The organism is Arthrobacter glycogeni, assembly GCF_054511155.1.
Genome location: NZ_JBTNDE010000008.1, coordinates 11,009 through 30,443 on the forward strand (window position 1 = coordinate 11,009; position 19,435 = coordinate 30,443).

Below are 19,435 nucleotides of genomic sequence, written 5' to 3' on the forward strand. Positions count from 1 at the left end.
CATCCGGCGGGCTATCCGCCCGCCTAAACCGTTGCGAGCCCGTCCACCGGCGACAGCCGTGCGGCTCTGCGGGCGGGCAGCACCGACGCCAGCAGTGCCGCCAGCACGGCGACGGCAAGAACACCCCCCAGCTGCGCCCAGGGGACCGACGGCGTGACGGGGGCGATTGACCCGAGGGCCGATTGGGCGCCCAGCCATCCGTACATCACCCCGAGCAGACACCCGAAGGTTGCCGCCACCCCTGCGACGAGGACTGCCTCGACGGCCAGCATCCCGCGCAGCTGCGCCCGGGTGAGTCCCAGCGCCCGCAGCAGGGACGATTCACGGGTACGTTCGAGCACGGACAGGGACAGCGTGTTGGCGACACCGATCAGCGCGATCAGCACCGCCACGGCCAGTAGCGCGGTCACCACCAGCAGCAGCACGTCGATGATCTCGTTGAAGGACACCCGCTCCAACGCAGCGCCATTAACCTGGTACTCGGAGACGCCGAGTGCCTCAACAATGTCCGACCGAAGCCCGGTCACCCCACCCGCGTCCAGCGAGTCGTCGAGCTTGAGCCAGAGCACGCTGGTCTCGTCGCCCAGCGATTCCACCCCGGGCAGCTGCCCGTCGCCTAGCCGCTCGGCGGTGGCCTCGGTGATCGAGGGGAGGAAATCGCGTGACTGCACTTCCTGCACCGGCAGCGTGACCGGACCGTCGGAGCCCTGCAGGGTGACCTCGGTGAGCGCCGAGTCCTGTGCCATGAAAACCACGCCGTCCGCGAGCTCCACTTCATCGTTGCGGAGCACCAATTCCGCCTCCTCCGGAGCAAACCCGTAGACGGGTGTCTCGCCGGCAGCCTTATCGGTGACAGCCGCCACGGATAGCGTCATCACCGAGTCAACGCCGGCCAGCCGATCGAGGGTGTCAGCAGCGGTGGCGGCATTGTCGATGTTGCCAATGCCTTGAACTGCGAGGTCCACCGGATAGTTGGCGCCCAGTTCGCCCTCAAGCGCCGAACGGGAGGTTTGCGCTCCGGCCATCATCGTGGTCACCAGGGTCACCCCGACCAGCAGGGCGCTGGCAGTAGCCGTGGTGCGGGCGGGGTTGCGGACTGCGTTGATGGCGGCGAGCCGGCCGGGCACCCCCAGCGGGGCGGCCAGCTTCCCGACGGCGGTGACCAAGGCCGGGAAAAACAGGGAAGCGCACAGCAGTATCCCGACAAAGGAGAACACTCCACCCGGCAAGGCGATCAGCAGGTTCGCCGCCGCGGCGCCTACCCCCAGCAGACCGAAACCCAGGAGCACCAACACTCCTCCTACCATCAGCCGTGCCTTCCCCTTGCGGGTGGCGGTAGTGGTGTCGTCGGCCGGGCGCAGCGCCTCGAGCGGTGCAACGGCCGTCGCCGCACGCGCTGGTATGAACGCCGCTATCAGGGTCATCACCACACCCACGCCGAGGCCCACCAGCACTGACGACGGCGGGACGGCCAGGGTGGCAAACCCGGTACCCTCCTGGGCTGCTGCCACGCTCACCAGGGCAAACATGACCCCGGCGGCCAGCACGACACCGAGCGTCGAGGACACCAGCCCCACCACCGCAGCCTCGATCAGCACCGAGCTGCGGATCTGCCGCCGGGACGCCCCGATGCACCGCAGCAGCGCAAGATCCCGTGTCCGTTGCGCCACGAGCACCGAGAAGGTATTTGAGATCACCAGCCCGGTGACCAGGACGGCGACGACGGCGAACGCCAGCAGGATGATCGTCAAGTGGTCGGTTCCGCCGGACAACGCAGCCACATCTTCGGTGACCTGCTCGGCGCTGGTGCGTATCTCCGCCGTGATCCCGGCGGTGGTCAGTGCCGCGTTGGCATCGGCCCGGACGGTCGATGGATCGGCCGAGCCGTCGAGGGCGAGCTGGGCGGAGGTGGCCTGGGGTGGAGCGTCGCCGGGGGACGGAACACTGAGGGATTGCACCAGATCCGGCGTCGCGTACACGTGCGGCAGGCCGGAAAGGTACGGGTCGGCGGAATTTTCAGTGATCCCTGTGAGCGTCACGGCAACGGTCAGGGGAGCGGCTGCCTCGCCGTCCAGGGAGTAGAGGGACTGAGCCAGCGAATAGGTGTCGCCCACCGTCAGGTCCAGCTCGGACGCCGAGGACTGGTCAATACTGATTCCCGTCCGGTCGGTGGGCAGGCTGCCCTCCACGAGGGTCGACGTCTGAAGCTCCGCGGGAGCCGTGCTCAGCACAAACACATCGGCTGGACCCGAGGGGAGATCAAGTGCAGCGATGGTCCGTTGCTGGGCGTGGACCGTTATGACCCCGTCGACGCCGGCCAGCAGCTGTTCGGTGTCTGACGCCGGCAGTCCGGCGTCGGACATGGTGACCACCAGGTCAGCCTTCGCGTAGGTTGCGCCGACGCTTTCCTGGAGGCTTGCGTGGGTGGTGCCCGAGACCATGAGGGTGGCGGCGAGGAACCCGACGCCGAGCATCACTGCCAGCCCCACCGCAACAAATCGCCGGGTATGAAGGCGCAGCTGGGCGAGTGCAACCTGCAGCATGAGTTACGCTCCCAGTCCGGCGAGGGCCTGCGAGATGACGTCGGGGCTACTGCGCTCGAGCTGACCAGTTCGCCGTCGTTCATGAGCAGGACGCTGTCGGCGTAGGACGCGGCCACCGGATCGTGGGTGACCATGATGATGCTCTGCCCCATTTCCCGGGTGCTGCGGCGCAGGAGTGAGAGCACCTCGGCGCCCGAGCGGGAGTCAAGATTGCCGGTGGGTTCATCGCCGAACAGCACATCGGGGCGGGTCAGTAGGGCACGGGCCACCGCCACTCGCTGCTGCTGGCCACCGGATAGCTCGTGCGGGCGGTGCGTGAGCCGGTCGGTCAGCCCAAGGGTGGAGCAGATTTGGGTCAGCCAGTCCGTGTCGACTTTCCCACCGGCCAGCGCCACGGGAAGGGTGATGTTCTGTTCCGCGGTCAAGGTGGGAATGAGGTTGTACGCCTGGAAGACGAACCCGATCCGGTCCCGCCGTAACCGGGTGAGTTCGTTATCGGTGAGGCCAGTGATTTCCGTACCGCCGATCCGGACGCGCCCGGAGTCGGCGACATCCAATCCCGCCAGGCAGTGCATCAGTGTCGACTTCCCGGACCCGGAGGGACCCATGATCGCAGTGAACCGTGCCCGCTCGAAGGTGATGCTCACGTTTTTCAGGGCGCTTACCCGGGCATCCCCGCGACCGTAGGTCTTCGAGAGTAAATTGGCTACTGCGGCGGGGTGGGACGGGATGGACGACGTCGGCGTCGGATCGGCAAGATTGGCTGAAGTATTCATACCTCAACGCTAGGGACCTGCGGTCCACAGCGGATCAGCCTGCGGTGCGGTCTCCGCGGGTGGGTCACTCATCCCGCGGGATGAGCCTGCGCGGGCGCAAGGAGCCACCTACGGGTGTACAACTCCCGTTTCATAGGCGATCAGCACAGCCTGGACCCGGTCCCTGGCCTGCAGCTTCGCGAGGATGTGACCCACATGGGTTTTTACCGTCGCCTCCGACAGGTACAGATCCGCGGCGATTTCCGGATTCGACAGGCCCCGAGCGATGAGTTCAAATACTTCGCGTTCGCGCACCGTCAGAGACCTCACGGAGTCCGCGTTCTGGCCCGTCGCTGTCGCAGCGCGTCTCAGCATGGGCGCCACGTGGTCCAGGAGTCGGCGGGTGGTGGACGGCGCGATGACGGCGTCGCCCCGATACACGGTGCGGATCGCCTCCAACAGCTCCTCGGGCGGCGCATCCTTGAGGAGGAACCCGCTGGCACCCGCCTGGATCGCGGCCAGGGCATATTCATCCAGATCGAAGGTGGTCAGCACCACGATTCTGGGCCCAGTTTGCCCGGTGTTCGCCGGCAGGCTCGCCGCCGCCAGGATCCGGCGGGTCGCTTCGATGCCGTCCATCCCGGGCATCCGCACATCCATCAGCACCACGTCGGCGCTGGTCGCGTCCAGGGCAGCGACCGCCTCGGCGCCATTGCCAGCCTCGCAGACCACCTGCAGGTCTGGTTGAGAATTGATCAACATGGTGAAGCCGCTGCGAACCAGCCGCTGATCATCAACCAGAGCCACCCGGATGGTAGGAGAGGCAGGCGCGGGTTGAATGGACATAGGTTGGTCGGGCGCGGGGTTGGTGGGGACCGAGTTCTCGATCACCGAGGTATTGAACGCTGGATCGTTGAACACTGTCAAGCCTCCGTGTAGGGGATGAATGCGGTGATGCGGTACCCGCCACCGGCTGGGGCGACGGCGGTCAGCTCCCCATCGTAGAGTCTCAGCCGCTCCCGCATGCCCTTGATGCCCTGCCCGGCACCGGTCGACGCCGGATCGGCGCCAGCGCCGCGGCCGTCGTCGTCGATCGTCAGGTTCAGACCTTTTGGCGTCCACGCCAGCGCGACGACGGCGGACGCCGCAGGGCCCGCGTGTTTCAACACGTTGGTGAGGGATTCCTGTACCACCCGGTAGGCCGTCAGTTCGGCGCCGGCGGGGAGGTCCCGCCGGTTGGTGCCGTCCATCGTGTAGGTGGTGGTGAGACCGGCGTGCTGGACCGTTTCGATCAACGCAGGAATGTCACCCAATACCGGCAGCGGGCGGGTGGAGGCTTCCTCATCGGCGCGGAGAACGCCAAGGAGGCGCCGCATTTCGCGTAGCGAAGCCCTGCCGGTCTCGGCAATGGTGCCGAGCGTCGCCGGTGCCACTGTGGGGTCCTGCGCGCTTGCGTACCTGGCGCCGTCGGCCTGGGTGATGATGACCGACAGCGAATGGGCAACAATGTCATGCATTTCGCGCGCAATGTGGCTGCGTTCGTCAGCCGCTGCCAGATCCCGCTCCTGCTGGCCCTCCACCTCAAGACGGCGGGCACGGTCCTCAAGCGCCCGCAGGGTGAGCCGGCGGTTGCGTGCCAGGTCGCCGGAAGTCCAGGACAGCAGCACCATCGTCTGAACGAGGATAATCACAATCGCGTACAACGGGAGGAAGCCGACACCTACCTGAAGAGGGCTGATCCCAAAGTCGGCGCCGTAGCGGATCACGCCAGCAAAGCAGCCGGCCGAAGCGAGGGCAAGGCCCCCGAGGCTGGCCCACCGCGGAGCAAGGGCGGCCAAGGTATAAAGAGAGATGAGCACTGCAAACTGGGCTGGCATGGGCGGCAGACCAGTGACAAGCTGCAGCACCGAAACGCCAGCGATAGTCGCAGCGGCAGACACCGGGTGGGACCGCCGCCAGGCGAGGGGAATGGTCAGCGTGGCGGACACCAGGACGTGCGTCAGCAACGCGGAGCTGAGGAACAGTGGAACCACGAGGATCAGGAACAGCACCGCCATCAACACCAGGTCCACCCGGCCCGGGTGGGCGCGCAGCAAACGAGCGAGACGGTGGTGAAGGTCCATGAGGCTCAACTCTAGGCTGGCGTGGACTGGTGTACATCAGCCCGCAGGAGGAGAACGCTGTATTGTCTATTCAGCCAATCTCAGGAAGTGAGACCGATTGTCCATCATGTGACCCAAATCCCTAACCTGTTCGTATGAGCGAACTATCTTCAACAGTCCAGCTGGCCGTTATTCCGGGCGACGGCATCGGTCCTGAGGTGATCGCCGAAGCGGTGAAGGTGCTGCGCAGCGTCACCGCGGCCCTCGATACCACCTTTGCCCTGACCGAGTTCAAGCTCGGCGCTGAACACTGGCTCGAATCCGGTGTCACCCTGCCCGAGGAAACGCTGGACCAACTGCGCACGCATGACGCGATCCTCTTCGGTGCGGTCGGCGCCGCCCCGGGCGACACCCGGATCCCCTCCGGGCTCATTGAGCGCGAGATGCTGTTGAAGCTCAGGTTCTCGCTGGACCACTATGTGAACCTGCGCCCCTCCCGCCTCTACCCGGGCATTGCGAGCCCGCTCGCTTCCCCCGGCACCATCGATTTCGTCGTCGTCCGTGAGGGAACCGAAGGACCCTACGTCGGCAACGGTGGCACGCTCCGTGCGGGGACGCCCCACGAAATCGCCACCGAGGTCTCCCTCAACACCGCCCACGGTGTGGAGCGGGTCGTCCGGGACGCGTTCCGCCGGGCCAGTGACCGTCCGCGCCGGCACCTGACCCTCGTCCACAAACATAATGTGCTCGTGTACTCGGGCCACCTCTGGCGTCGGACGGTCGAGGCGGTTGCCGCCGAGTTCCCTGAGGTCACCCACGACTACCTGCACGTCGACGCCGCCATGATCTTCATGGTCACCGACCCGGCGCGATTCGACGTCATCGTCACCGACAACCTCTTCGGTGACATCATCACGGACCTCGCTGCGGCGATCACCGGGGGAATCGGGCTCGCCGCCTCGGGCAACCTCAACATGCACCGGACCGCTCCGTCCATGTTCGAACCGGTCCACGGGTCAGCTCCGGACATTGCCGGCCAGCAGAAAGCCGATCCGACGGCGGCCATCCTGTCGGTCGCGCTGCTGTTGCGTCATCTTGGCTTCGACAGCGCCGCCGCGCGGGTGGAGAGCGCGGTGGACGACGACGTCGCCTCCCGCACCGATGCCCGGCGAACCACAGCCCAAATCGGCGATGCGATCGCCGCCTTGGTGTCCTAAGCTGGTTAACCATGACAGCCACCGACCTGGAATTCAGCCAGCACCCGTCCGCCAACCCGAAATCCGACCAGCAGCGCGCCGAGATTCTCGCCGAGCCCGGGTTCGGTAACCACTTCACCGATCACACGGTTGTGGTCGATTTCACGGTGGACACCGCAGGCAACGGCGGCTGGGGTAACGCACGGCTCGAAGCCTATGGGCCTATCGCGCTCGACCCTGCGGCAGCGGTGTTGCATTACGGTCAGGAAATTTTTGAGGGCATGAAGGCCTACCGTCACGAGGATGGGTCGGTGTGGACGTTCAGGGCTGACCAGAACGCTGCCCGCTTGAACCGCTCGGCGGCACGGTTGGCCCTGCCTCAGCTCCCGGAGGGCATTTTCCTTGAGTCGTTGCGTCAGCTGGTGGCGGCGGACCAGAAGTGGATTCCTACCCGCGAGGGCGAAAGCTTGTACATTCGGCCGTTCATGATCGCCACCGAGGCGTTTCTCGGGGTGCGGCCAGCGCGTGAAGTGTCCTTCAGGGTCATCGCCTCACCGGCCGGCAACTACTTCGGCGGCGAACTGGCGCCAGTGGACATCTGGGTCTCCCGGAATTACGCCCGCGCTGGCCGGGGTGGCACCGGCAACGCCAAATGCGGTGGAAACTACGCCGCATCCCTCGCGGCGCAGCTTGAGGCCGAAGCCCAGGGCTGCAAGCAGGTCCTGTTCCTCGACCAGTTCAATGACAACGCCGTCGAGGAACTCGGCGGGATGAACGTGTTCTTCGTGTTCAAGGATGGTTCGCTGGTCACTCCGGCACTGTCGGGAACTATCCTTGAAGGTGTCACCAGATCCTCGGTGATCCAGCTGGGTAGGGATCGTGGACTCACGGTGACTGAGCGCAAAATCACCCTGGATGAATGGCGCGACGGTGTGGCGTCCGGCGACATCACTGAGGTGTTTGCCTGCGGCACCGCTGCGGTCATCACGCCGATCGGTCAGCTGAAGGATGGCACCGAAGTCATTGGTGCTCCCGACTCCAAGGCTGGCGAGGTGACCATGTCCATCAGGGAGCAGCTACTCGGCATCCAGACGGGCACCTCACCTGACACCCACGGCTGGTTGACCCGCCTGGTCTGACCCGAACTACCAGGAGACTTCTCCACACCCGGGGACGGCGACAGGGGCGTCGCCGTCCCCGGGATGGTTATGAGCCGAGAGGAAGCTTGGCACCGGACCGCAACAGGGTTGTGGTTTTTTCAACGGGCAGCGGCCGGCTGAAGTAATACCCCTGGCCGCCAACGCAGCCCATTTCCTGCAGCTTCAGCGCCTGTTCCTCGGTCTCGATGCCTTCGAAGACGGCTTCCAGACCGGCGGCGCGGATCAGCTGCAGGATGGCTGCGATAAACCCGAACTGGATCGACCCGGTGGACAGTTCACTGAGCAGGGACCGGTCCACCTTGACCATGCTGACCGGCAGTTTCCGCAGATAGCTGATTGACGAGTAGCCGGTGCCGAAGTCGTCGATTTCAATGCACACGCCAAGCTGTTTCAGGCTCAAGAGTGAGTAGGCTTCCACCTCGCCGCCGGTCACGAGGGCGGTCTCGGTGATTTCCAGTACCAACGCGGCGGGGGGAATGTCGAATCGTCGCAGCAGACCCCGCACGTAATCCACCAGGTCGAGCTGCTGCAGTTCGACGGCCGAGAGGTTCAGCCGAAGCTGGAAGTCGTCGTCGAGCTGTATCTCTGCGCGCCAGAGCGCATACTGCTGGATTGCCGAGGCCATCACCCAGCGGTCAAGTTCGATGACCGCACCGATCTCCTCCGCCAGCGGGATGAACTCGTCGGGCATGATGAAGCCCCGTGTCGGGTGGTTCCACCGGACCAGCGCCTCCAAACCGAGGACCCGACCGTCGCGCAGGTCCACCACCGGCTGGTAATTCAGGCTCAACTGGTCCGATTGAATGGCGTCCCTCAGCTCGGACGCAATCTGGCTGCGGAGCTGGCGCTGCAGCAGCATCACCGGTTCGAAGACCTTGATGGTGCTGCGGCCCTCGCGCTTGGCCGCATACATTGCGGTATCGGCATCGAGCAAGACACTTTCGGCGCTCTGCCGGCCGTCAGCGAGCCTGACGCCCATACTCGCACGGGAAAAGACGTGAAGTTCTTCAAGAGAGATCCGGTCGCCCAGTGCAGCCAGGGCTCGATTCGCAATTCTGAGGGCGATTTCCAGCGTTGCCTCGGGTACCAGAATGGCGAATTCGTCACCACCTAGCCGGGCAACAGTGTCGGAATCTCGCACCACTCCGAGGAGGCGGTGGGCGACCTCCTGCAAAACCCGGTCGCCGGCGTCGTGCCCGAAACTGTCGTTGACATCCTTGAAGGAGTCCAGGTCAAGGAGAATCAGCGCCGGCATGGTGGTCTCGCCATCGGCGTTCAGTTCAGCCTCAAGTTTGGCGAGCAGTGCAATCCTGTTGTCCAGGCCAGTCAGGGCATCGGTCATCGCCATAGTCCGCATGTCCTGATGCGCCTGATGGAGCATGGCCGTGCGGCTGGCAACGCGCTCCTCGAAGTCGCGGTGCACCAGTTCGAGTTCTTCGGCGAGCAGATTGAAGCCGGTAATGACGGCATCGACGTCGTCCCGTGCCGGGGAAGGTTCCATCCGGCTGCTCAAATCGCCCCGGGCGAGCTTCACAACCCCTTCGACCAACATGGCGAGTCGGGGATCAGCGTCCTGTTCAGGCATTGAAACAGCTACCCAACCAGGCCATCGCCTCGGACTCAGTGGTGAAGAAACGTGTGGGGCACGGTGGGGGGTCGCCGCCGAGGAGAAAATTGGCTAGCACGCGGTCCACGGAGGAGGTGCCCAGCACAGCGATCGCCGAAGAGGATCGTGAGCCCGTGAAGACGGCCCGTGCATCGCGGCTGATCGAGCCAACCCCGGAGATCTCCAGCAGCACTGGCCGAAGGCTGCCGTTGGCGAGAGCACGCGCCCGTTCGGCATGAGCCTCGGCGATCTCACCCGTGATCTCCACGCCCCGTGGCATGACAAGCCGGATGACGTCAGTCGGGTGATCTTCGCCCGCCTGGTCATTCGGTGTAATTATTGCCGACATGATCCCTTTCACTGCGCCTGCGACTGCTTTTCAACCCGGTGGGTAGTGCACGAACCGCTACCGCGAGGAAATGCGACGGCGACGGTCGTTTGATCCTCTGAGGTCACGGTTGAGGCGGCGATCTCCGTGGTACAGGATGGAGGACCAATCCGCTTCTTCTGGTGTCTTTTCGATGACCGGCGACTTCGTTTCGCGCTTCGTGCGGGGCGGAACATAGAGCCAGTTGAGGACCCCGAGCACCATGTCCACAACTGAATTGTTTACCCCAATGTAGGCGCGAATGGCGCCGGCCGCCAGCACCGCGTTCAGCCCGGCAAACGCGGCGTTGCCCCAGTTCCCCTGCATGGCGTCGCGCCACAGGGTCAGAACGGAGAACGCGACGATGACGTAGGGAATGAACACGTAGAGGGCAGGGGCGGCGGTACGGTCCTTGACCTTCGGGGTGCGCACGAAGGGAATCTTCTCGCCGGTGAACGCCTGCTGGATGGACTTCAGCACACCGGCGAGGTTCACCGGCAGCAGGACAATGTTGAAACCGTAGATCCTGAAGATGTCGCTGAAGCGGTGTCCGCAGTCGCGGAGGTCGCTGCCCATGGCGAGGAAATAGGGCAGAGCGGTCATAAAGACCAACGGGCTGAGAAGCCTGCTGTCGTACGGGTAGCCCAGCAGGAACATCAGCCCGAAGCTGGCCCATGCGATGGACGCCATGTAGTTCACCCGAAGCAGTACCTCGCGCACCAGAATCCGGTCGCGGCGGTAGCGTCGATCCTGGAGCTGGTTCCACAGTTTCGGCAGGATTAGAAGTCCGCCGTTCGCCCAGCGACGACGCTGAACCACCAGGGAGCCAAAGTCCGGGGGAGTGGCGCTGTAGCTAAGACGCTCAGGATAGTTCACGAGGGTCCAGCCGTGGGCGCCCAGGTCGACGCTCGACTCGGTGTCCTCGATGACCGTCCGGTCCTGGATGTAGGTGTGGATCTCGAATCCGCCCACATCCTCAACCTCGAGGATGTCCATCAGGGCTTCCTTGCGTATTACTGCGTTCGCTCCCACCCAGAAGGTGGCGCCGTAATAGGTCATGCCCTGATGCAGGATGTGCTGGATGTCGGTGGTGGCGCCGGCTACCCGTTCAATACGGGTCGGTGCCCCGCGGAAGGAGGAGTACGGGGTCTGCGTGACGGCGACCCGTTCATTTCCCGGCGATTCCAGAAGGTAGACAAGGCGGAGGCAGTAGTCACGCAGAAGCAGCGAATCGGCGTCGAGAGTCAACAGGTAGGTGGAGTCGGGGACGTCAAGGTCCACCTGGGCAGGGCCCTCGGCAGGCCGCAGGATGGTGCCGTTGGGGGACTCCTCGCGATGCCATCGCTTCCCCATCAGGGAGATGTAGGAGTTGAGGTTCATTGCCTTATTGGCCTCATGGGAAAGCGAGGCGAACATCTTCCGTTCAAACGTCTCAAGGCGAGCGGTGAAGATCCGGCACAGCCTGAAGTACAGCTCGGTCACCCGGTCCTCGTTGGGTTGCTCGCCCTGCGCGCGGGCAGCGGTGAGTCCCAGCACCGTCAGCCGAAGCTCCCGGGCGAGACCCATCAGCACCAGGTCGACGAAGAACTCATCGACGTGGTCCTCGACCCGCTCCGCCGCTGCCATGTCTTCAAGCCAGGCGGCGGCCGCGATGTACTCGTTGGTGAGGACTTCCAGTTCGTCGACACCGGGTGGCACCGGCGCGGTGACACGCTCACGATAGCTGATGAGCGCATCGTTGAAACGGGTTGATGGATCGAGCAGCTGCGACTCGATGTCTTCGGAGAGCTCACGGGTGGTTTTCAGGCGTGCTGCAACTGCGGGATCAGTGGGGAACGGGGGATCGTCGAGGAGCAGGACCACCCGGAGGTCAGGAAATTCCTGAAGGGCCGCGGACCAGAGGGTGGCACGCACCACCTGTGGTTCTTCGGCGTAGGAGGGTACCAGGACGGTGATGCCGTCGTCGTAATGCGCGAAGTGGCGGTCCAGCTCACCCCGCGGCACGCGTTTGTGATCCCGGAACCGGTACAGCGCACCCTGGCGTGCCACCAGATACAGCAGGGCGGAAAAGGTAAGGAACGTGACCACGATCAGGTAGGACACCGCTTCGAGCTGGAAGCGGAATCCCGCAGCCGGGTTATCGACGAGCTGCCGCAGGATCGTTGAAACGACGTACGATGCCCAGCCCACCATGGTTGCGACAATCGCCAGCCGGCCGAGTGCTATCTTCCGGCGGGATGGGGTGGGGTGGACTATCGAGAGGGGCTCGGAACGCTTCTCGGCACCCCACTGGCGTTTGCGCGCGCCCGGACCGTTTTCCTTCGTCTGCTCATCAGTCGCTGCGGTCACTTTGTGATCCTTCATCTCGCTCCCCAGCGACTCGATTGCAGGATCGATCCCTGCTGCTCCCTGCGCAGACGGCACTTGCCGACCACCCGACGGGCGGGGTTCTTCTGCGTTCATTTGGCGGCTCCGCGCAACGGCGGTGAACCGGGTGCATCCGTTATCTGACCGTGCAACAGTAGCACTCGGCAGTGGGACTTATCGTGGTCGGGTAACATGACAGTTTACCGTTCAAGTTTCCCCTCGATCGGCGGGGGGCACGATTCGTGGGGGCACTCATTGGCAAGGCACTTTCCGGGCCGGAAACTTTCGTTCGTTCGTCTTGTTCTGGTGATAGGTGTTTTCGTCGCCGTGGTCGCGGCATCGTTCTCCGGGTGGAACCGTTTTGAGGATGCGAGGGCCGCCGAGAACAGTGGTTCCTGGTTCGCTGGCTACGTCGATGCAACAGCCACCCCCTTCTACGCCTTCGAACGCCCACAGACTGAAGAGGGCGGCAGCGTGGTGTTGTCCTTCATCGTGGCTGATCCTGAAAGCCCCTGCGAGCCCTCCTGGGGTGCCGCCTACACCTTTGACGAAGCCGAATCCACCATGGACCTGGATCGCCGGATCGCCCGCCTGATTCAAAGCGGCGGAGAAGTTGCGGTCTCCTTTGGTGGCCTGCTCAACGACGAGCTTGCTACTTCGTGCACCGATGTCGATGACCTGAAGGACGCGTACGGCTCCGTGGTTGAGCGGTACAACCTCACCACCATCGATCTGGACGTGGAAGGTGAGAACCTGCTCGACACGGCCGCTGGAGAGCGTCGGGCCGAGGCCCTCGCCCTGCTGCAGGAAGAACGCCTCGCCGACGACGAACCGTTGAACGTCTGGCTGACGCTGCCGGTCGCGCCATCAGGACTCACCGAACCGGGCACCACAGCTGTGACCCAGATGCTCGAAGGCGGAGTTGACCTCGCCGGGGTGAACATTATGACCATGGACTTCGGTGGAAGCCGGCCGGAAACCATGAGCATGCTCGACGCGTCGATCACAGCCGCCGAGGCCACCCACGCGCAACTTTCCACCCTGTATGGCCGGGCCGACATGCCGCTCGGTCCCCAGGCGCTCTGGACCAAACTCGGGGTCACCCCCATGATCGGCCAGAACGACGTCGTCGGTGAGGTGTTCTCCCTCGAACACGCTGCCGGTCTTAACGCCTTCGCGGTCGAACGCGGAATTGGCAGAATGTCTATGTGGTCGTTGAACCGCGACGCCACCTGCAGCGACAACTACGCCGATGTCTCAGTCGTATCAGTGGGCTGCAGCGGTATCGATCAGGATGGTCAGAGCTTCGCGCAGATCCTCGGCCAGAAGTTCGAGGGAAGCGCCGGGAGTATTGCCACCACGTCGGCGTCGCCGGAGCCGACGTCGGAACTTGTGGAAGATGACCCCAAGACCAGCCCGTATCCCATCTGGTCCGAGGATGCCACCTACGTGGCGGAGCAGCGCGTGGTGTGGCACGGTAACGTGTACGTCGCCAAGTGGTGGAATGAAGAGGCTACCCCTGACAACCCGGTGCTGCAGGCTGACGAGACGCCGTGGACTCTGATCGGGCCGGTTCTTCCGGGTGAAGCGCCGGTCACGGCACCCACCATTCCTGCAGGAACCATTGACGAATGGGATCCGGAACAGGTGTACGAGAGCGGTGACCGCGTTCAGCTCGACGATCACGTGTTCGAATGTAAGTGGTGGAGCCAGGGCGACAGCCCTGAAGCCGCACTGCAGGGCTCGGCCGGATCGCCGTGGAACCGGCTGACCAACGACGACGTCGTCAAGCTACTGGAAGGTCTTGAGGACGCGGACACCCCGACTCCAACGCCGTTGGCGAAGCCGAGTGCCACCGCGAAGCCGAGCGCTACTGCTAGTGCCACCGCGAAGCCCACGGCTGACAAGGACTCCTGAGGCTAGGCGGCCGTGACCGGCGGTAAGCCGGGCTTACTGCGAACTTTCCTGCGGCTGCATCAGGGATTCGATCAGCTTGCCCACGTGAGCGGCGCGGTCCTGAGCTCCTGACTGAACGAAAAACGTCTTGGCGGAATCGAGGTAGCTCATGGCTTCGAAATCCTCGCCACGTCCGGCGAGTGAGCGTCCAAGCAACAGATACGCTTCGCCGGCGGTCTGCGAGGCAAGCATGGTGGCGTCGGCGCAGATCGGTTTGAGACGCTTGACTGCTGCGTTGAGCTGGCCGGTCAGGACCAACCAGTGGGCCCGCGTCAGGGACAGCTCCAGCTGATCACGTTCGTTTCCCCCGACGATAGAGCTGGCGGTCTCTGCCCGCTCGATGCATTCGAGGGTTTCAGCGTCCACGACGCCTGCCGCCAATCTGAGCGCAGCAGATGCACGGTTGAACCGTGCCCAGAGGTCAAGGTCATTGTTAGGGGAGAGACTCACGGCGGCCAAGGAGTGATATTTGGTGCCGTTGGCAACCTCGTGGCGCATGAACGCTACGTTGCCGATCGTCCAGTGAGCCTTACCCGCGGTCTGTGAGCGCGTTTCGGTGGTCAGCAATACTGATAGGGCGAGGCATTGCGCCCAGGCTTCGTCCAATCGGTCGCTTTCGGCGAGCGATGCAATCAGCGCCTGGTGTGCTTCAACCCGGAGCTCGGGAGCATCGATGGCATCGGCATCGGCAGCGACATCGACTGCTGCAGTAGCCTGTCGTACTGCTTCGGGGAGTTGGCCCAGCCCTTGCAGCCCGACGGCAAGCAGAGTAAGAACCCGGACCGCCAGGGACGGTGACTGGCTGGTCAGTGAATGATCCCGCAGTTGCTGAGCTACTTTGACCGACTCTTCGACTGCCCCTTCTTCCCGCAGACACTCAGCCTGCAGGAATGCCATGTTCCACCAGGCAACCTCATTGTCATCGTCGAGCGCCAGATCAACCGCCTGCCCCGCAATGACGCGCGCTCGCTCGTAATCGCGCTGGCTCCACGCCTCCCTCGCCCGCAGCTCATATAACAGCTGGTCGCCGGGTTGGTTTATCGCCATGGGTGGTAGCCCCTTCGTGCGGTTCTTAGTGGACCTCGGGTGGTGCTAACGGAGTCTCCCGAGTGAAGGTGAGACTCCATGATTTGAGTTTAGGGGATATTGGGCGGGTATTGCTTCCGAAAGTCCATCTTTTCAAACGCTTGGTTTTCTGTATATCGTTCGTATACTAATAAAACTGCGTGAGGTTCGGTGTCTCACGCTTTCTCGCACAAGCAAAGGACTCTCGTATGAAAAGATTATTTGCCTCTCTCCTGGTTGTATCCGTGCTGACGATCGGCGGAGTCTCCACAGCGACTGCTGCTGACGCGGCGACCGGGTTCCAAAGCTCCACGACCATTTCCAAAATTGGAAACTGGCCTCACTAGTCACCTTCTGAGTAACCGACACTTCGTTTCTCGTTGATCCGACTGTCTGGCTGGATGGCCGTGAACTTGCCCGCTGGGGACAAGGTTCACGGCCATTCGCATCTCCGGGCCTCGCCCCGATTCCCAGGCAGGACCCGGGCCGCGGTAACGTGTGATCCATGCGTATAGCCCGATTTGTCGTTGACAGTGACCCAGCATTCGGAGTGGTTGAGGGGGAGGATGGGCAGGAGGAGATTGCGGTCATGGCCGGCGATCCCTTCTACTCAGGCGTACAGCTCACCGGAGTTCGCCACCAACTGGCCGACGTCCGACTCCTGGCTCCGGTCATCCCGCGCAGCAAAATTGTCGGCATCGGCCGCAATTACGCCGATCACGCCAGGGAACTGGGCAACGAGGTGCCACCAGCACCCCTCATGTTCTTCAAACCCAACACGTCGGTCATCGGCCCCGGCGACCCCATAGTGCTTCCAGCATTCTCGGATGAGATCTCCTTTGAGTCCGAACTCGCCGTCGTCATTGGTCGGATCTGCAAGGACGTTCCCCTCGATCGCGTGGACGAAGTGGTTTTCGGTTACACCTGCGCCAACGACCTCACTGCCCGCGACGCCCAGAAAACCGATAACCAGTGGGCGCGCGCCAAAGGCTTCGATACCTCCTGCCCGGTGGGCCCATGGATCGAGACGGACCTCGATACCGAGAATCTGCGTGTTCTGGGAAGGCTCGACGGCGAGCTGAAGCAGGACGGGTCGACCAGCCAGATGATCTGGGGTGTCAGAGAGCTGGTGTCCTACGTATCCCAGGCCTTCACGCTGCTCCCGGGAGACCTCATCCTGACCGGTACGCCGGCCGGAGTAGGCCTGATCAGCGAAGGCGAAAGCTACGAAGTAGAGATCGAAGGCATCGGACGCCTGTCGAACCCGGCGCGTCGCTAATCATGCGGCGGGTACCACGGGGGCCCGTGCGGAAAGGTAGTCCGAGCGCTGAACGCCGTCGGCTTGGCCGATACATTGCGGTCGCAGCCTGCGGCATCCCGTTGGTTTCGGCGCGGGCTGCCTCCTTGAGCGGTGCGCCCCAGATATGGGTGGCGGCACTCGCAGCCCTGGGATTTGGCGCGGCCGCTGTTCTGCCGCTGCGGTATTTCCGACCGAAAACCCGGGTCCGTACCCAGGTCCTGGTTGGGCTGGCCGTCGCAACGCTCATCTTCGCCGCCTGGTGGTACTTTGCGGCTCCGCTCGGGGTCGGGGCCCTCGCCCCGTAGCGTCTCCGGGGCTCCCAACTCCTCGCTCCGCTCGGGGTCGGGGCCCTCGCCCCGTAGCGTCTCCGGGGCTCCCAACTCCTCGCTCCGCTCGGGGTCGGGGCCCTCGCCCCGTAGACTTAGGACCATCATGACTAATGCTGCTGAGATCCCCCTCGTCACCGATCAGACCCCCGTTCGTGTGCGGTTTTGCCCCTCGCCGACCGGTACCCCGCACGTCGGCCTGATCCGCACCGCGTTGTTCAACTGGGCCTACGCCCGGCACACGGGCGGCACCATGGTGTTCAGGATTGAAGACACTGACGCGGCACGCGACAGCGAGGAGAGCTACACCCAGCTCCTTGATGCGTTGAAGTGGCTGGGCATTGACTGGGACGAAGGCGTGGAAGTGGGCGGACCCCACGCTCCCTACCGCCAGTCCCAGCGCGGCGAGCTGTATCAGGACGTGATCGCTAAATTGCGGACCGCCGGCCACCTTTACGAGTCCTTCTCCACCCCCGAGGAGGTAGAGGAACGCCACCACGCCGCGGACCGGGATGTGAAGCTCGGCTACGACAACTACGACCGCACCCTCACGCAGGACCAGCAGGAAGCCTTCCGCAGCGAAGGCCGCGCCGCCGTGCTGCGGCTGCGGATGCCCGACGACGACATCACCTTCACCGACCTGGTGCGGGGAGAGATCACCTTCCGCGCCGGCAGCATCCCCGACTTCGCGGTGGTCCGTGCCAACGGCGCCCCCCTCTACACGCTGGTCAACCCGGTGGACGACGCCCTGATGGGAATCACCCACGTGCTGAGGGGCGAAGACCTCCTCTCCTCCACACCCCGCCAGATTGCGCTGTACCGCGCACTGATCGACATTGGCGTGGCCAGCTACATGCCACTGTTTGGTCATCTGCCATATGTCATGGGCCAGGGCAACAAGAAACTTTCCAAACGGGATCCCGAATCCAACCTCTTCCTTCACCGGGAGCGAGGCTTCATTCCCGAAGGCCTGCTGAACTATTTGTCGCTGCTGGGCTGGAGCCTGTCCGCCGATGAGGACATCTTCACTGTCGACACCCTGGTCGAGAAGTTCGATGTCCACGACGTGCTGGGCAACCCTGCCCGGTTCGACTTGAAGAAAGCCGAAGCGATCAACGGAACCCACGTCCGTCTGCTGGAGCCCGAAGACTTCCGCCAGCGGATCATTCCGTATCTGCAGGGGGCTGGACTGGTTGGCGAGACCTTGACCGAGCGGGACCACCGGATCCTCGCCGAGGCCGCCCCGCTGATTCAGGAACGGATCACCCTCCTCGGCGAAGCGCCGGACATGCTGGGCTTTCTCTTCACCGACGACGCCGGTATCGAGATTGCCGACGACGCCCGCAAGGGCCTCCCAGCCAACGTGGGTGAAGTGCTCGACGCTGCCCACGCAGCACTGCAGCCGCTCGAAGAGTGGACCACCGAGAATATCCAGAACGCCCTCCGACAGGCACTGGTCGAAGAACTGGGCATGAAGCCGCGGCTTGCCTTCGGCCCGGTTCGGACCGCCGTCTCCGGCAAGCGGATTTCGCCGCCACTTTTCGAATCGATGGTCATCCTGGGTAAGGACTCGTCGCTGGCCCGGATCAGCGCGTTCCGCAGCACGGCCGCCTGAGCGTGGACAATCTCCCGGAGATCGCCGGGGTGTTATTCGATATAGACGACACGCTGGTGGATCTGGAAACCGCGATGGGCAGGACCCTGCACCACCTTGGCTCCGATACCTTGACGCACCTCAGCAACGCGGACTGGACCGAGTACAAGCGGCTCTATATCCACGACCCGTTGGGCTCGTATGACCGGTTCCTCGCCGGTGAGCTCACCTTCACCGAGCAACGGCTGCGTCGGGCGAAGCACGCTCAGGCGGCCTTCGTCGAGGAACCGCTGGAAGGCGAAGCGGCCCGGCGCTGGAACACTGCCTATGAGGCGACGCTACCGTTGCACTTCGAGCCGTATGACGACGTCGTTCCGCTCCTCGACGCGCTGGACGCGGCAGGCGTGCCCTATGGGGCGGTCAGCAATAACGTTTACGATTATCAACGCGTCAAACTCGACCGCTCAGGACTGTCCCGGTTCGACGTCCTCGTCGGGATCGACACGGTTGGCGCAGCGAAGCCTGCTCCGGCGATCTATTGGGAGGGCGCCCGGCAACTCGGCACCCCGCCGGAGCGCACCCTGTATGTAGGGGACAACAGGGTTGTCGACGCCGAGGGTGCCGACGCCGCAGGGCTAATCGGGGTCTGGCTGGATCGGCGTGCTGCCGGACCGGCCGACTTTACCGGTCGCCGGGTCACGTCGTTGGCAGGCGTTTTGCAGTTCCTGCCGGATGTCCGGTAAAGTGATCTCTCGGCGCAGAGCGGTTTGAAGCGGCCTGGATGCTCCGTCTGGAGCAGTCCGGGATGTGCCATTGGGGTATGGTGTAATTGGCAACACACTGGTTTCTGGTACCAACATTCTAGGTTCGAGTCCTGGTACCCCAGCGTTGGATGTGGGCAATTTGGCCGCATTTAGCAGATGTGAAATAATCATCTAGCTCGTTTGGCGCAAGCCGGACAGCACACAGTACTGGCCCCATCGTATAGCGGCCTAGTACGCTGCCCTCTCACGGCGGTAACGCGGGTTCGAATCCCGCTGGGGTCACCATTACCCCCGGAGCCTCACAGGTTCCGGGGGTTTTTCTTTGCCTACCGCA

15 protein-coding genes and 2 tRNA genes are annotated in these 19,435 nt (G+C 63.8%); 9 read left to right on the top strand and 8 right to left on the bottom strand.

Going from position 1 to position 19,435, the window contains the following annotated elements; genetic code table 11:
- Window positions 1-23: 23 nt before the first annotated feature.
- From ACX80O_RS07060 to ACX80O_RS07075, 4 genes are all read right to left on the bottom strand, one after another.
- Window positions 24-2,543: an FtsX-like permease family protein gene (locus tag ACX80O_RS07060; protein ID WP_459332989.1), complete on the bottom strand. Its 2,520-nt coding sequence runs from the start codon at window positions 2,541-2,543 to the stop codon at window positions 24-26.
- Window positions 2,474-3,319 (bottom strand): ABC transporter ATP-binding protein, encoded by an 846-nt coding sequence (locus tag ACX80O_RS07065; RefSeq protein WP_459332990.1) that lies wholly within the window; start codon window positions 3,317-3,319, stop codon window positions 2,474-2,476. Before ACX80O_RS07065 ends, ACX80O_RS07060 begins: the two co-directional genes overlap by 70 nt.
- 108 nt (window positions 3,320-3,427) lie before the next feature.
- Window positions 3,428-4,144: a response regulator gene (locus ACX80O_RS07070; RefSeq protein ID WP_459333059.1), complete on the bottom strand. Its 717-nt coding sequence runs from the start codon at window positions 4,142-4,144 to the stop codon at window positions 3,428-3,430.
- A gap of 77 nt (window positions 4,145-4,221) precedes the next feature.
- Window positions 4,222-5,421, bottom strand: a complete 1,200-nt coding sequence (locus ACX80O_RS07075; RefSeq protein WP_459332991.1) for a sensor histidine kinase — start codon at window positions 5,419-5,421, stop codon at window positions 4,222-4,224.
- Window positions 5,422-5,555: 134 nt separating this feature from the next.
- Between ACX80O_RS07075 and ACX80O_RS07080 the strand changes: the two genes are divergently transcribed.
- Entirely contained in the window at window positions 5,556-6,617 is a 1,062-nt protein-coding gene (locus tag ACX80O_RS07080) for a 3-isopropylmalate dehydrogenase (RefSeq protein WP_459332992.1), read from the top strand.
- Between the two features lie 11 nt (window positions 6,618-6,628).
- Window positions 6,629-7,735 carry a branched-chain amino acid aminotransferase gene (locus ACX80O_RS07085; RefSeq protein WP_459332993.1) on the top strand — a complete coding sequence of 369 codons (1,107 nt, stop codon included), beginning with the start codon at window positions 6,629-6,631 and terminating at the stop codon, window positions 7,733-7,735.
- A gap of 67 nt (window positions 7,736-7,802) precedes the next feature.
- On the opposite strand, the gene ACX80O_RS07090 is transcribed toward ACX80O_RS07085, so the two are convergent.
- From ACX80O_RS07090 to ACX80O_RS07100, 3 genes are read right to left on the bottom strand one after another with little or no spacing between them, the layout of a single operon-like run.
- On the bottom strand, window positions 7,803-9,341 hold the full coding sequence (locus tag ACX80O_RS07090) for a putative bifunctional diguanylate cyclase/phosphodiesterase (protein WP_459332994.1): 1,539 nt from the start codon (window positions 9,339-9,341) through the stop codon (window positions 7,803-7,805).
- Window positions 9,334-9,711 (bottom strand): SpoIIAA family protein, encoded by a 378-nt coding sequence (locus tag ACX80O_RS07095; protein WP_459306843.1) that lies wholly within the window; start codon window positions 9,709-9,711, stop codon window positions 9,334-9,336. Before ACX80O_RS07095 ends, ACX80O_RS07090 begins: the two co-directional genes overlap by 8 nt.
- A gap of 57 nt (window positions 9,712-9,768) precedes the next feature.
- Window positions 9,769-12,093, bottom strand: coding sequence for a glycosyltransferase family 2 protein (locus ACX80O_RS07100; protein ID WP_459306841.1), 2,325 nt, complete (start codon window positions 12,091-12,093; stop codon window positions 9,769-9,771).
- A 309-nt stretch (window positions 12,094-12,402) separates the two neighbouring features.
- Here ACX80O_RS07100 and ACX80O_RS07105 point away from each other — a divergent pair, with 309 nt between their 5' ends.
- Window positions 12,403-14,013, top strand: a complete 1,611-nt coding sequence (locus tag ACX80O_RS07105; protein ID WP_459332995.1) for a carbohydrate-binding protein — start codon at window positions 12,403-12,405, stop codon at window positions 14,011-14,013.
- A 33-nt stretch (window positions 14,014-14,046) separates the two neighbouring features.
- Here the strand turns inward: ACX80O_RS07105 and ACX80O_RS07110 are convergent, their stop codons facing one another.
- A complete protein-coding gene (locus ACX80O_RS07110; RefSeq protein ID WP_459332996.1) occupies window positions 14,047-15,099 on the bottom strand; it encodes a hypothetical protein in 1,053 nt (350 codons plus the stop codon).
- A gap of 523 nt (window positions 15,100-15,622) precedes the next feature.
- Between ACX80O_RS07110 and ACX80O_RS07115 the strand changes: the two genes are divergently transcribed.
- From ACX80O_RS07115 to ACX80O_RS07140, 6 genes are all read left to right on the top strand, one after another.
- Window positions 15,623-16,396, top strand: coding sequence for a fumarylacetoacetate hydrolase family protein (locus ACX80O_RS07115; RefSeq protein ID WP_459306835.1), 774 nt, complete (start codon window positions 15,623-15,625; stop codon window positions 16,394-16,396).
- A gap of 26 nt (window positions 16,397-16,422) precedes the next feature.
- Window positions 16,423-16,722 (top strand): hypothetical protein, encoded by a 300-nt coding sequence (locus ACX80O_RS07120; RefSeq protein ID WP_459332997.1) that lies wholly within the window; start codon window positions 16,423-16,425, stop codon window positions 16,720-16,722.
- A 127-nt stretch (window positions 16,723-16,849) separates the two neighbouring features.
- Window positions 16,850-18,358 carry a glutamate--tRNA ligase gene (gene gltX / locus ACX80O_RS07125; RefSeq protein ID WP_459306833.1) on the top strand — a complete coding sequence of 503 codons (1,509 nt, stop codon included), beginning with the start codon at window positions 16,850-16,852 and terminating at the stop codon, window positions 18,356-18,358.
- Window positions 18,359-18,360: 2 nt separating this feature from the next.
- Window positions 18,361-19,080, top strand: coding sequence for an HAD family hydrolase (locus ACX80O_RS07130; protein WP_459332998.1), 720 nt, complete (start codon window positions 18,361-18,363; stop codon window positions 19,078-19,080).
- 71 nt (window positions 19,081-19,151) lie between these two features.
- Window positions 19,152-19,223: transfer RNA gene (locus ACX80O_RS07135), tRNA-Gln, on the top strand.
- Between the two features lie 87 nt (window positions 19,224-19,310).
- Window positions 19,311-19,386 (top strand) — tRNA-Glu (locus tag ACX80O_RS07140).
- Window positions 19,387-19,435: the final 49 nt, after the last annotated feature.

Bases quoted from the DNA above. Each gene is read 5' to 3' on its own strand.
- ACX80O_RS07060 (WP_459332989.1), bottom strand. From the start codon at position 2,543: ATGCTGCAGGTTGCACTCGCCCAGCTGCGCCTTCATACCCGGCGATTT.
- ACX80O_RS07065 (WP_459332990.1), bottom strand. From the start codon at position 3,319: ATGAATACTTCAGCCAATCTTGCCGATCCGACGCCGACGTCGTCCATC.
- ACX80O_RS07070 (WP_459333059.1), bottom strand. From the start codon at position 4,144: ATGTCCATTCAACCCGCGCCTGCCTCTCCTACCATCCGGGTGGCTCTG.
- ACX80O_RS07075 (WP_459332991.1), bottom strand. From the start codon at position 5,421: ATGGACCTTCACCACCGTCTCGCTCGTTTGCTGCGCGCCCACCCGGGC.
- ACX80O_RS07080 (WP_459332992.1), top strand. From the start codon at position 5,556: ATGAGCGAACTATCTTCAACAGTCCAGCTGGCCGTTATTCCGGGCGAC.
- ACX80O_RS07085 (WP_459332993.1), top strand. From the start codon at position 6,629: ATGACAGCCACCGACCTGGAATTCAGCCAGCACCCGTCCGCCAACCCG.
- ACX80O_RS07090 (WP_459332994.1), bottom strand. From the start codon at position 9,341: ATGCCTGAACAGGACGCTGATCCCCGACTCGCCATGTTGGTCGAAGGG.
- ACX80O_RS07095 (WP_459306843.1), bottom strand. From the start codon at position 9,711: ATGTCGGCAATAATTACACCGAATGACCAGGCGGGCGAAGATCACCCG.
- ACX80O_RS07100 (WP_459306841.1), bottom strand. From the start codon at position 12,093: ATGAAGGATCACAAAGTGACCGCAGCGACTGATGAGCAGACGAAGGAA.
- ACX80O_RS07110 (WP_459332996.1), bottom strand. From the start codon at position 15,099: ATGGCGATAAACCAACCCGGCGACCAGCTGTTATATGAGCTGCGGGCG.
- ACX80O_RS07115 (WP_459306835.1), top strand. From the start codon at position 15,623: ATGCGTATAGCCCGATTTGTCGTTGACAGTGACCCAGCATTCGGAGTG.
- gltX (WP_459306833.1), top strand. From the start codon at position 16,850: ATGACTAATGCTGCTGAGATCCCCCTCGTCACCGATCAGACCCCCGTT.